Here is a 12814-nt window from a genome sequence, read left to right as displayed (position 1 = left end):
TCGCTGTGGGGCCGCGTCAGCGACCGGTCTTCGGGGCCTTCCAGCGGGCGATGCCGCGGGCCACCATGTTGAGGATCATCACGAAGGCGATGAGCGCGAGTGCCGCCGCCCAGGCCCGGTCGTAGGCGGCGCCGGAACCGGCGCTGTTCGCGTACTGCTGGTAGATGTACAGCGGCAGCGAGGCCTGCGGGTCCTGGAACGGGTTGCTGTTGATGAAGCTCGTGCCCCACACCAGCAGCAGCACGGGCGCCGTCTCGCCGGTGATACGGGCGATCGCGAGCATCACACCCGTGGTGATGCCGCCGATCGAGGTCGGCAGGACCACCTTGAGGATGGTGCGCCACTTCGGGATGCCCAGGGCGAGGGAGGCCTCGCGCAGCTCGTTCGGGACGAGCTTGAGCATCTCCTCCGTGGAGCGGACGACCACGGGCATCATCAGGATCGCCAGGGCGAGGGAGCCGGCGAAGCCGGAGTAGCCCATGTCGAGGATGAGGATCCAGAAGCTGAGGACGAACAGGCCCGCGACGATCGACGGGATGCCCGTCATGACGTCGACGAAGAAGGTGATGGCGCGGGAGAGCCGGCCCTGTCCGTACTCGACCAGGTAGACCGCCGTGAGCACACCGACCGGGACGGCGATGACGCTGGCGAGGCCCACCTGCTCCAGGGTGCCGAGGATGGCGTGGTAGATGCCGCCGCCGGTCTCGGTGTCGGCGACCACGCCCATCGAGTGCGACAGGAAGTAGAAGTCGAAGACCTTCACGCCGCGCTTGACGGTCTCCCAGATGAGGGAGGCCAGCGGGATGACGGCGAGCAGGAAGGCGACCCAGACGAGGCTGGTGGCGACGCGGTCCTTGGCCTGGCGGCGGCCCTCGACGCGGGCGGCGATGCCGAAGGTGCCGAGGATGAACAGCAGGGCGGCGATCAGACCCGACTGGATGGTGCTGCCTCCGGTGGCCGTGCCGATGCCCGCGCCGAGGGCGAGGGAGCCCGCGGCGATGGCCCACGGCGTCCACGCGGGGAGGCTGGCGCCGCGCAGGGTGCCGGGGCGCTTGTCGGTGACGGCTGCGGTGCTCATGCGTTGGCCCCCGAGTACTCCTTGCGGCGGGCGATGATCATGCGCGCGCCGCCGTTGACCAGCAGGGTGATGACGAAGAGGACCAGGCCGGAGGCGATGAGCGCGTCACGGCCCTGGTCGGTGGCCTCACCGAACTTGCTGGCGATGTTCTGGGCGAAGGTGCCGCCGCCCGGGTCCAGGATGCTGGCCTGGATGTCGAACGTCGGGGAGAGGACCGTGGCGACGGCCATCGTCTCGCCGAGCGCGCGGCCGAGGCCGAGCATCGACGCGGAGATCACACCCGAGCGGCCGAAGGGCAGCACCGACATCCGGATGACCTCCCAGCGCGTGGCGCCGAGGGCGAGGGCCGCCTCCTCGTGCATCTGGGGGACCTGCCGGAAGACCTCGCGGCTGACGTTGGTGATGATCGGAAGGATCATGATCGCGAGCAGGACGCCCACGGTGAGCAGCGAGCGCGGGGCGCCGCCCTGCCACTGGAAGATGCCGGTCCAGCCGAAGTACTTGTCCAGCCAGGCGAACAGGCCCTGCATGTGCGGTACGAGGACCAGGGCGCCCCACAGGCCGTAGACGATCGACGGCACGGCGGCGAGCAGGTCGATGACGTACGCGATGAGGCCGGCCATCCTGCGGGGCGCGTAGTGCGTCAGGAACAGCGCGATGCCCACCGCGACCGGGACCGCGAGGGCCATGGCGATGACCGAGGAGACGACCGTGCCGAAGGCGAGGACCGCGATGCCGAAGACCGGCGGCGTCAGGTTGGTGTTCCACTCGAAGGTGGTCAGGAAGTTCCCGTGGTCCGCGCTGATCGCGGAGGCCGCGCGGATGGTGAGGAAGACCGCGATGGCGGCCATGATCACCAGCAGGAAGATGCCGGACCCGCGGGAGAGGCCGAGGAAGATGCGGTCCCCGGGGCGGGTGGCGCCGCGGCGCGTGCGCTGCCGCGCGGCCGCGGAAGTCTGCGTGGCGGGGGGTGGTGCTTCTGTCTTCTGTGTCGATATGTCCATGAGGATCTCCGGTCTGCGGAGCCGTACGAGGGTGGCGGCTCCAGGCGGCGGTGCACCGGACGGCGCGGCCCGCCCCCGAGGTGGGGGCGGGCCGCGCTCACAGTCAGCTCAGGCTCGAGATGGTCTCGCGAACCTTGGAGTTGATCTCGGCGGGGATCGGCGCGTACTTGGCGTCGGTCAGCAGGTTCTGGCCGTCCTGGGACGCGATGTAGGTGAGGAAGGACTTGACGGCCGGGAGGGTGTCGGCCTTGTTGCCCTTGTCGCAGACGATCTCGTAGGTGACGAGGGTCAGCGGGTAGGCGCCGTCCTCGGTCGGCTTGTAGTTCAGCTTGAGGGCCATGTCCTTGCCGGTGCCGGTGACCGTGGCGCCCGAGATGGCCTTGGTGGCGTTCTCGACGGTGGCCTTGGCCGGGGTGGCGGCGCCGGTCTTCAGGTCGACGGTCTTGATGCCGTCGGCGGCGTAGGACAGCTCGAAGTAGGAGATGGCACCGGCGGTCTGCTTGACCTGCTGGGCCAGGCCCGCGGAGCCCTGCGCCGACTGGCCGCCCTTGGCCTGCCAGGCCTTGCCGCCCTCGTAGGGCCAGTCGCTCTTGGCGGTGGCGATGAGGTACTTGGTGAAGTTGTCCGTGGTGCCGGACTCGTCCGAGCGGTGGAACGCCTGGATCTTGAGGTCGGGCAGCTTGGCGCCCTTGTTCAGGGCGGCGATCGCCGGGTCGTTCCACTTCGCGATCTTGCCGTTGAAGATCTTGGCGATCGTGGCCGGGTCCAGGACCAGGCTGTCCACGCCGGGGACGTTGAAGCCGACCGCGATGGGGCCGCCGACCATGGGCAGGTCGATGGCCTTGCCGCCGCCGGAGCAGACCTTGCTGGACTGGGCGACTTCCTCCGGCTTCAGCGCGGAGTCCGAGCCGGCGAACGCGGTCTGGCCACCGAGGAACGCGGTGACGCCGGCGCCCGAACCGGTCGGGTTGTAGTTGAGCTGCACGTTCTTGCAGGCGGCGGCGAACTGCTTGACCCAGGCGTCGATCGCGTTCTTCTGCGCGGAGGAGCCGGACGCCTGGAGCTGGCCCTTGGCGTCGTCGCACTTGATCGCGCTGGCGTTGGACGCCGACGGGGCGCTGCTGCTGCCACCGCTCTTGCTGCCCGTGTCGTCGGAGCCGCACGCCGTGAGGGCCAGGGCGCCGGAGACGGCGAGAGCACCGAGGGTGAGGGCCCGCCGGTTCATGCGCTGAAGCTTCACTTTCGGGAGTTCCTTCCAGGAGCCGCCGGCCTGATCGGCGGCGTGCGAGGTAGTAGATCCGGATGCGTGTCGTCCGCGTCCTGGATCAGGTAAGCCCGAAATTAGGCAGATCAGATGAAGCGGCCGATGGACGTAAGTGAACGGGGGGTGAACCCCTGAGGACGGTGTGGTTAGGTCACGGAACGCTTACATCGAGGACACAGGGTGGTCCCGGCTGGCGGACGCGACGTCCCCCTCACGCAGCGCGACGGACGCCCGCCGTTCACGTCAGATGCAGGGCGGCGAGGAGCGCGTCGACCAGGTCCCGGTCCCGTGCCTGCGTCAGTCGGTTTCTCGCCATGGCGGGTGGCAGCCACAGGATCCGGTCGACCTCGCGGTTCGGGGCGAAGAAGCCCTCCGTCGCCTCGGCCGCCCAGTAGTGGACCTGCTTGGGCCGGCCGTTCGCCGTGTAGCGGACCGTGGGCAGCGGGGCGCCGGGCACGGCCCGGTAGCCGGTCTCCTCCAGCACCTCCCGCAGGGCGCCCACCAGCGGCTCCTCACCGCGCTTGAGCTTGCCCTTGGGGTGGGACCAGTCGTCGTACTTCGGCCGATGGACCAGGCAGATCTCCGCCCGGCCGTCGAGGGGGGAGCGACGCCACAGGACACAGCCCCCCGCGTGAATGGTGTCGTCGGTCGTCATCGGGTGCTCCGGCTCCTTGACTCCCCGGCGGGTGGGCCTACGGCGCCCCCACCGTCCGTTTCTGCCATGCCTGCTGGAAGGCGAAGCGGGCCGCCTCCACCTCGTGGCGCTGGTCGGCGTGCAGCACGCCGAGCGCGTACGCCGTCGCCGGCGCGATCCGCGGGGTGCGGGCCGCCGACGCGGCCGCGGCGGCCGCCTCGGAGGCGTCCCGGTGCCGGTTCAGGGCCGCGCCCGCCGCGGGCAGCCGCGCGTCCGAGGCATCCTGCTCGCCGTGCCGCAGCACCTCGCGGGCGTAGCGGTGCAGCCGCAGCAGCAGCCGGACCTGGTGCCAGGGGCCGTCCTGCGGATGCGGGGCCGGGTCGGGGGACAGTCCGTGGATCAGGGCCTGGGCGTTGTACGCAAGGCCCGCGGTCATCAGGGGCAGCGTGGACACCGCGTCGCACAGCCGTTCCTCGGCCGCCGCGGCCAGCGGGCGCAGATCGGCGCTCGCGGCGGCGGGCGTGAGCGGCACCTCGCTGGCCAGGACCGCGACCCCGTCCGCCACCGCGTGGAAGCGGCTCGACCCGAGGGCCTGCAGCGCCGCGGAGTGGGCCCGGGTCCGGGCCAGGGTCAGCTGGCGCTCCAGCAGGGCGCCCGCCTTCGCCGCGCCGACGGTCAACGGGCCGCGCTCCTGGACGGCGGCGGCCCGGGCGTGCGGCCCGGACCCGGCGCCGTCCGCCGGTGCCGCCTGCCGCGCCGGCGGCACCGCGGAACCCGACAGCCGGTGCAGGGCCGTCAGGAGCCGCTCCAGCCGGGCCGCGTACGCGTGCTCGCGGGCCAGGGTGCCGGAGAGCCAGGCCAGTTCGGGGCGGATGCCCTCGGACCACTCCATGTCCAGCAGGGGCCGGAAGGTGTGCAGGGTGCCGCTGATGCGGCGGGCCGAGCGGCGCAGGGCCAGGGCCGCGTCGCCCGCGTCGTCGGGGCCGCCGTGTCCCGCGTCCCCCGCCTTCGACTCCCCTCGCACGGCGGCGCTCCCGCCGACGCCGTTCTCGCGGTGCTGCCGCAGCGAGCGGAGGAACTCCGTCGCCTGGGCGCGCAGGTAGTCCGCGAGGTCCTCGCCGCCGGGTGCGCCCGGCCGCTCAGGGCGCTCACCCCGCCCGAGCACGGGCGGGGGAGGGGCCGGAAGCGAGGCCGCGGGGTCGATGGGGGGATCAAGGTGCTGCTGAGCCACGCCGGCGCCTCCGCGCGTCGATGAGCATCTCCTGGATGTTCCGCAGGGGCTGGCCGTCACCGTCGGTGGCGTGCCGGTTCCACTCACCGTCGGGGCCCAGGTGCCAGGAGGAGGTGGTGTCGGACATTCCGGTCTCGAGGAGCCGGTCGAGCGCCGCCCGGTGGGCCGGGTCGGTCACCCTGACGAGCGCCTCGATACGGCGGTCGAGGTTGCGGTGCATCATGTCGGCGCTGCCGATCCACACTTCGGCCTCGCCGCCGTTGCCGAAGGCGAAGACGCGCGAGTGCTCCAGGAAGCGGCCGAGGATGGACCGTACGCGTATGTTCTCCGAGAGGCCGCCGACGCCGGGGCGCAGCGCGCAGATGCCGCGCACCCACACGTCCACCGGGACGCCCGCCTGGGAGGCGCGGTAGAGGGCGTCGATGATCGCCTCGTCCACCATCGAGTTGACCTTGATGCGGACGTACGCGGGCCGGCCCGCCTGGTGGTGCTGGATCTCCTTGTCGATCCGTGAGATCAGGCCGTCGCGCAGGGACTTGGGGGCGACCAGCAGCCTGCGGTAGGTCTCGCGGCGTGAGTAGCCCGACAGCCGGTTGAACAGGTCGGACAGGTCGGCGCCGACCTGCGGGTCCGCGGTGAGCAGTCCGAGGTCCTCGTAGAGGCGGGCCGTCTTGGGGTGGTAGTTGCCGGTGCCGACGTGGCTGTAGCGGCGGAGCGTCTCGCCCTCCTGGCGGACGACCAGCGACAGCTTGCAGTGGGTCTTCAGCCCGACCAGCCCGTACACCACATGGCAGCCCGCCTCCTCCAGCTTGCGGGCCCACTTGATGTTCGCCTGCTCGTCGAAGCGCGCCTTGATCTCGACCAGGACGAGGACCTGCTTGCCGGACTCGGCCGCGTCGATCAGCGCGTCGACGATCGGGGAGGTCTCCGAGGTGCGGTACAGCGTCTGCTTGATGGCGAGCACGTCAGGGTCGGCAGCGGCCTGCTCCAGGAACGCCTGCACCGAGGTGGAGAACGAGTCGTAGGGGTGGTGCAGCAGCACGTCCCGTTCCCGCAGCGCCGCGAAGATGTCGGGCGCGGACGCCGACTCGACCTCCGAGAGGTCGCGGTGGGTGCCGGCGACGAACTTCGGGTACTTCAGCTCCGGGCGGTCCAGGTTCGCGATGCCGAACAGTCCGGTGAGGTCCAGCGGGCCGGGCAGCGGGTACACCTCGGCCTCGGAGATCTTCAGCTCGCGTACGAGCAGATCGAGGACGTAGCGGTCGATGGACTCCTCGACCTCCAGGCGCACCGGCGGCCCGAAGCGGCGCCGCATGAGCTCCTTCTCCAGGGCCTGGAGCAGGTTCTCGGTGTCGTCCTCCTCGACCTCCAGGTCCTCGTTGCGGGTGATCCGGAAGGTGTGGTGCTCCAGCACCTCCATGCCCGGGAACAGCTCCTCCAGGTGCGCGGCGATGACGTCCTCGATGGGGACATAGCGCTGCGGGGAGGCCTCCAGGAAGCGGGAGAGCAGCGGAGGGACCTTGACGCGCGCGAAGTGGCGGTGGCCGGAGACCGGGTTGCGGACGACGACCGCGAGGTTCAGGGACAGGCCCGAGATGTACGGGAAGGGGTGCGCGGGGTCCACGGCCAGCGGGGTGAGCACCGGGAAGATCTGGTGGCGGAACAGGGTGAAGAGGCGGGCCTGCTCCTTCTCGGCCAGTTCGCTCCAGCGGACCAGGTGGATGCCCTCCTCCCCGAGCGCGGGGGCCACGTCCTCGTGGAAGCAGGCGGCGTGCCGGGCCATGAGCTCCCGGGAGCGGGCCCAGATCATCTCCAGCACCTCGCGGGGCTGCATGCCGGAGGCGGAGCGGGTGGCGACCCCGGTGGCGATGCGGCGCTTCAGGCCCGCCACCCGGACCATGAAGAACTCGTCCAGGTTGCTGGCGAAGATCGCCAGGAACTTGGCGCGCTCCAGGAGGGGGGTGTTCGGGTCCTCGGCCAGTTCGAGCACGCGTTCGTTGAACTGGAGCCAGCTGCGTTCCCGGTCCAGGAAGCGCCCCTGCGGCAGCTGGGCGTTCTCCGGGTCGTCCAGGTACGCGTCGAGGTCGGCGTCGAGGTCCGGTTCCAGCTCGGAGACCGTCGCGGCCACGGTGTGCGGGCGGTGCGCCGCTATGGAGCCCACGGAGGGCTGGTGACTTTGCGTGCTCGGGGTGTGCGCGCGGCCGGGCTCCGTGTCGGGGGCGGCGCCGCGCGCGGTGTCGTGGGAGGTGCCACGGCGGGAGCTGGGGGACGGGTGGGCCGCTGCCTTGGCGTTTCGCTGGCTCATGAACCCATTCTTCCGCGCGGACCGGGTCTCGGGCGCGTCGGAAGGACCGCCCGCCCCGGGGTCCGGGGGCGGTGAGGGCTCTGGCACGGCGGCATGCATGGCCCGAGCGTCGCAAGGTCGTCTGAATCAATGGTTACGGCGACATGACGTGCGGGATAGCGGGAAGGGGCTCGCGGACGTCCACGGGCCCCGTCCACCTCACGTCTCCGTGCGGTACATCAGGTCGGTCTCGTGCGTGAGGAAGCCGAGGCGCTCGTACACGGTGAGCGCGGCCTTGTTGTCCGCGTCCACGTACAGCATGGCGGTGGGCAGCCCCTGGGCCGCCAGGTGGCGCAGGCCGATCGTGGTGAGGGCCCGGCCCAGGCCCGAGCCCTGCGTCTGCGGGCGCACACCGAGCACGTACACCTCGCCGAGCTGGTCCTGCGCGTGGACCTTCGTCCAGTGGAAGCCGATGAGGGCCGCCCCGTCGTCGCCGGCCCCGCCCGCGCGCTCGGCGAGGAAGAACCCCTGCGGGTCGAACCAGGGCTCGGCCTTGCGGTCGTCCAGGTCGCGCTGGGTGAGGGAGCCCTGCTCGGGGTGGTGGGCGAACGCCTCCGCGTTCACCGCGAGCCAGGCCGTGTCGTCCTGGCCGGGCACGAAGGCGCGCACGGTGACCCCGTCGGGCAGCTGCGGCTCGGGCAGGTCGAGGTCGGTCAAGGGGCGGCGGAGCTGGCGCAGTTCGCGGAAGAGGGTGAGGCCGAGGACCTGGGCGAGGTGCCGGGCGGCCGCGTGGCCGCCGTGCGCCCAGACGCGCAGCCGCTTGCCGGAGGCGGCCAGGAGCGCGGAGCCGAGGGCCCGGCCGTGGCCGTTGCCGCGCAGCGAGGGGTGCACGACCAGCTCGGCGGCCGGCGCCTCCACCGGGTCGGTGTCCTCCAGCTGCGCGTACCCGGCGAGCGTGTCGCCGATGCTCAGCAGCAGATGGGTGACCCCCTCGCGCTCGCCGCCGCGCAGCTGGAGCCGCCCCTGCTCGGACACGGCCTGCTGCCCGTCGACGCGGGCGGCCTCGGCCAGCAGCGCGAGGACAGCCTCGGCCTGGTCGGGGGTGAGCGCGGTGACGGTCTCGATGGAACGGGTCAGGGCTGCCGGGGCGATGTCGTCGCTGGTCATGGTTACGAGGGTAAAGGGAGGACGGGGGAGAGAGGTTGACACCGCCTCGCCCGGCCCCTGAAGACGCCCGTCGGATGCCGGCGGGCCGGCGGGGAGGTCTCAGGCGAGTACGGGTGTCGGGTCCCCCGGGGGTGGCGTCGCCGCGCCCGGCAGGCGGACGGTCGCCACCGTGCCGCCGCCGAGCGCCGGGGTCAGGGACACCTCGCCGCCCGCCTGCTGCACCGTGCGGGCCACGATCGACAGGCCGAGGCCGGAGCCGGGCAGCGCCCTGGCGCTCGGGGAGCGCCAGAAGCGGTCGAAGACGTGGGGGAGTTCCTCGGCCGCGATGCCGGGACCGTGGTCGCGGACGGTGAGGACGCCGTCGGTCAGGTCGACCTCGATCGTGCCGCCCTCGGGGCTGAACTTCACCGCGTTGTCGAGGATGTTCACCATCGCCCGTTCCAGCGTGGACGGCTCCGCCCGTACGTACCACGGCTTGAGGTCCGCCATGATCGACAGTTCCGGGCCGCGCAGCCGGGCCCGGCTCAGCGCGGTCTCCACGATGTCCTGCCACTCCACCACCTGCGCCCTGCCGGTGTGCTGGCCCTTCTCCGGCCGGGACAGCTCCTGGAGGTCGCCGATGAGCGAGGCCAGTTCCGTCATCTGCGCCTTCACCGAGGCGAGCAGGGCCCTGCGGTCCTCCGGGGGCAGGGGCCGGCCCACCTCCTCGCTGCGGCTGAGGAGTTCGATGTTCGTGCGCAGGGAGGTCAGCGGGGTGCGCAGTTCGTGGCCGGCGTCCGCGATGAGCTGCTGCTGGAGGTCGCGGGAGCTGGCCAGGGCCGAGGTCATCGAGTTGAAGGAGCGCGACAGCCGGGCGATCTCGTCCTCGCTGTGCTCCTCGACGGGGATGCGGGTGGTCAGGTCCTCGGTGCGGGCGATGTGCTCGATCGTCTCCGTCAGCTTGTCGACGGGCCGCAGGCCGGCGCGGGCCACGGCGAGACCGACCGCCCCGGCGCCCATGACACCGAAGGCGGAGACGGTGAGCAGGACCACCGCCAGGTCCTTGAGCGTCTTGTCGGTGTCGGTGAGGGGGTACGCCGTCATCAGGGCGGCGTCGGGGATGAGCTGGGCGCCGTTCGGGCCGTCGCCCGTGATCAGCGGCGTGGTCAGCACCCGCACCGGCTTGCCCTTGCTGTCGACGCCGAAGCGGAGCATGCCGTGGGTCGGGTTCTTGGTGACCTCGGTGTCGCTGCTCGTGACCTTGATCAGACCGGCCGAGGTCGGGTAGACGCACACCTCGCCGGTCGAGTTGATCACCTGGGTGTAGTAGGTGGGTTTCTGCGGGCCCCGCTCGTCCTGCACGGAGGGGGAGGGGGTGGTCGTGCAGTTGCTGAGCACGCTCGCCAGACCGCCGGCCCGTACCCGCCCGCTGCCGTTCGACAGGCTGTTGTCGACCTGGTCGTACAGCTTGCCCTGCACGACGAACCAGCAGCTCACCGACACCGCGGCCACCCCGAACGCCACCGCCGCGGCGACCAGCAGGGCGAGCCGGGAGCGCAGCGGGAGGGAGCGGAAGCGTCTGATGATCACTCGGCGCCGCCCTGCCGGAGCACGTAGCCCACTCCGCGGACCGTGTGCACGAGGCGCGGCTCGGCGTTCGCCTCCGTCTTGCGGCGCAGGTACATCACGTAGACGTCGAGGGAGTTCGACGACGGCTCGAAGTCGAAGCCCCACACGGCCTTCAGGATCTGCTCACGGGTCAGCACCTGGCGCGGGTGGGCCATGAACATCTCGAGGAGGGTGAACTCGGTGCGGGTCAGCTCGACGGTCCTGCCGCCCCGGGTGACCTCGCGGGTGGTGAGGTCCATGCGGAGGTCGGCGAAGGTGAGTGCCTCGGTCTCCGGGATTCCGACCGCGGTGGCGGCGTAGGAGCTGCGGCGCAGCAGGGCCCGGATGCGGGCGAACAGCTCGTCCAGTTCGAACGGCTTGACCAGGTAGTCGTCGGCTCCGGCGTCGAGACCGGTGACCCGGTCCCCGACCGTGTCGCGCGCCGTCAGCATCAGGATGGGGGTGGTGGTTCCCGCGCCGCGCATGCGGCGGGCGGCGGTGAGGCCGTCCATACGGGGCATCTGGATGTCCAGGACCACCAGGTCGGGCTGGTACGCGAGCGCCTTCTCCAGCGCGTCGGCGCCGTCCACGGCGACCTCGGTCTCGTAGCCCTCGAAGGCGAGGCTGCGCTGGAGTGCTTCGCGCACCGCGGGCTCGTCGTCCACGATCAGGATGCGCTGGGTTTCACGGTCGCCTTCAGCGGGGCTCATGCGCGGGGGTTCCTTGAGATGCGAAGGGGCGGAGGCTGGACTGAACGCCTTCAGCGTCGCACGTTTCCCTGAGTGGCAGTCGGATCGGCGGGCGGATCAGCCGAGCACCGCGGTGAGGCGGTTCAGCGGGACCTTGCGGCGGTGGGTGCGCGCGGCGCTGACACGCAGGCCCATCATCTGCGGGCAGGGGACCTCGGGGGCGCGGGGCGCCAGGGCCCGGCGGGTCTGGAGTGCCCGGATCTCGTAGGCGCCGGGCGCCTGCGCGGCCGGTCCGTGCAGTTCGTGGGCCACGGCGAGGGCCAGGGCGACGCCGGCGGGGCCGACGGGGGCGGTGCTCTCGTGCAGGACCCGCTCGATCCGCCGGACGCGCTGGTCCCGCGCGGCTCGTGCGGTCCGCTCCCGCTCCTCGATCAGCTCGAGGTGCTCGACGTGCTCGTCCTGCTGGATCGTCTCGATCGTCTCGATCTGCTTGATCATGTCGCACTCCTTGCCTGTCGTGTCGCCCGGTCGGGCGTCGCTCAGCTCTGGGAGCCGGAGCGCAGTGTCGCGAGGTCGGACTTGACGGTGTTGATCGGGATGGCGAAGCCGAGGCCCACGCTTCCGGCGTTCGACGAGGTCGAGTCGGAAGTGGAGGAGTACATCGCCGAGTTGATGCCGATGATGTTTCCGTTCATGTCGATCAGGGCGCCGCCGGAGTTGCCCGGGTTGAGCGAGGCGTCCGTCTGGATGGCCTTGTAGGTCGTGGTGGACGAGCCGGTGTCGCCGTTGAACTGGCGTCCGCCGAACTCGAACGGCCACCGTCCGCCGCTCTCGCCCTGGCCCTGGCCCTGGCCCTGGTTCTCCTCGGTGGAGACGGTGACATCGCGGTCGAGCGCGGAGACGATCCCGCTGGTGACCGTGCCGGACAGGCCCTCGGGGGAGCCGATCGCCACGACCTCGTCGCCGACCTGGATGCCGTCGGAGTTGCCGAGCGTCGCGGCCTTGAGGCCGGAGGCGCCCTCCAGCTCGATCAGGGCCAGGTCCTTCTTGCTGTCGGTCCCGACCACGCGCGCGGTGTAGGTCTTGCCGCTGCTCGTCGTCGCCTTGATCGAGGAGGCGCCGGCGACGACGTGGTTGTTGGTGAGGATCTGGCCGCCGCTGGTGACGACCACCCCGGAGCCCGTGGACTGGCCGGACTCGGAGGAGGCGCTGATCTCCACGATGCTCGGGCTGACCGCGGAGGCCACCCCGGCCACCGTGCCCTTCTTGCTGGAGGGGACCACGGCGGTGCTGGTGGAGCTGGAGGCGACCGTGTCCTTGGCGCCGGTCAGCTCCTGGATGCCGTAGGCCGTGCCGCCGCCGATGGCCGCGGCCACGATCGCCACGGCGGCGAGCAGGGCGAGCGGACCCTTGGCGCGCCGGGGCGCGGGGGCCGCGTGGGCGGCGCCGTACGTCGGCTGGTACGCCGGCGGGGGCGGCCACTCCGGGTTCACGGGGGCGGGGGCCTGGTGCTCGTACTCGCCGCTGCTGCGGAAGCTCTCGGTCATGTAAGAAAGGGTGTCCCGCGATCATGAGAGCTGAATGAGCCGTGCCTGAGAAGCCCGACAGAACCGCGTATGCCCGATATAAAGCCACCCGCGGCCGGGACAAATATCGAACACCTGTCTGACCCACACAGGGACACGCCGCCGCCACACCCGCAATCCAACCGACGACCAGGGAAATCAGGGGCGCGGGGAACTGCGCGAACCCCACGACGGCCCCGCACCCGCAATCCGGCCGACGCCCAGGCGCATCAGGGGCGCGGGGAACTGCGCAAAACCACCCACGCCGCCGCACCCGCAATCCGGCCGACGGCCAAGCGATCAGGGGCGCG

Annotated in this window: 11 protein-coding genes; all 11 read right to left on the bottom strand. The window is 71.6% G+C overall.

Going from position 1 to position 12814, the window contains the following annotated elements:
* Positions 1–16: 16 nt before the first annotated feature.
* Positions 17–1078, bottom strand: coding sequence for a phosphate ABC transporter permease PstA (gene pstA, locus AB0C59_RS25125; protein WP_363008250.1), 1062 nt, complete (start codon positions 1076–1078; stop codon positions 17–19).
* A complete protein-coding gene (pstC, locus tag AB0C59_RS25120; RefSeq protein ID WP_363008248.1) occupies positions 1075–2082 on the bottom strand; it encodes a phosphate ABC transporter permease subunit PstC in 1008 nt (335 codons plus the stop codon). The genes pstA and pstC overlap by 4 nt, the downstream gene beginning before the upstream one ends.
* A 103-nt stretch (positions 2083–2185) precedes the next feature.
* Positions 2186–3322 carry a phosphate ABC transporter substrate-binding protein PstS gene (gene pstS / locus AB0C59_RS25115; RefSeq protein ID WP_363008246.1) on the bottom strand — a complete coding sequence of 379 codons (1137 nt, stop codon included), beginning with the start codon at positions 3320–3322 and terminating at the stop codon, positions 2186–2188.
* A gap of 262 nt (positions 3323–3584) precedes the next feature.
* Positions 3585–4001 carry an NUDIX hydrolase gene (locus AB0C59_RS25110; protein ID WP_363008244.1) on the bottom strand — a complete coding sequence of 139 codons (417 nt, stop codon included), beginning with the start codon at positions 3999–4001 and terminating at the stop codon, positions 3585–3587.
* 37 nt (positions 4002–4038) lie between these two features.
* Complete coding sequence (locus tag AB0C59_RS25105; RefSeq protein ID WP_363008239.1) at positions 4039–5211, bottom strand: CHAD domain-containing protein; 1173 nt, start codon at positions 5209–5211, stop codon at positions 4039–4041.
* On the bottom strand, positions 5192–7615 hold the full coding sequence (locus AB0C59_RS25100) for an RNA degradosome polyphosphate kinase (RefSeq protein ID WP_363008237.1): 2424 nt from the start codon (positions 7613–7615) through the stop codon (positions 5192–5194). Before AB0C59_RS25100 ends, AB0C59_RS25105 begins: the two co-directional genes overlap by 20 nt.
* 99 nt (positions 7616–7714) lie before the next feature.
* Positions 7715–8662, bottom strand: a complete 948-nt coding sequence (mshD, locus tag AB0C59_RS25095; protein ID WP_363008235.1) for a mycothiol synthase — start codon at positions 8660–8662, stop codon at positions 7715–7717.
* Between the two features lie 99 nt (positions 8663–8761).
* Positions 8762–10228, bottom strand: a complete 1467-nt coding sequence (locus tag AB0C59_RS25090) for a HAMP domain-containing sensor histidine kinase (protein WP_363008292.1) — start codon at positions 10226–10228, stop codon at positions 8762–8764.
* Entirely contained in the window at positions 10228–10959 is a 732-nt protein-coding gene (locus AB0C59_RS25085; RefSeq protein ID WP_363008233.1) for a response regulator transcription factor, read from the bottom strand. Before AB0C59_RS25085 ends, AB0C59_RS25090 begins: the two co-directional genes overlap by 1 nt.
* Positions 10960–11055: 96 nt before the next feature.
* Entirely contained in the window at positions 11056–11436 is a 381-nt protein-coding gene (locus tag AB0C59_RS25080) for a hypothetical protein (protein ID WP_363008231.1), read from the bottom strand.
* Between the two features lie 41 nt (positions 11437–11477).
* Entirely contained in the window at positions 11478–12485 is a 1008-nt protein-coding gene (locus AB0C59_RS25075; protein ID WP_363008229.1) for a trypsin-like peptidase domain-containing protein, read from the bottom strand.
* Positions 12486–12814 lie beyond the last annotated feature (329 nt).

Source organism: Streptomyces sp. NPDC048664 (assembly GCF_040650555.1).
GTDB lineage: Bacteria > Actinomycetota > Actinomycetes > Streptomycetales > Streptomycetaceae > Streptomyces.
Note: the sequence above shows the minus strand (reverse complement) of the source record. Positions and strands in the feature narration are given on the sequence as shown.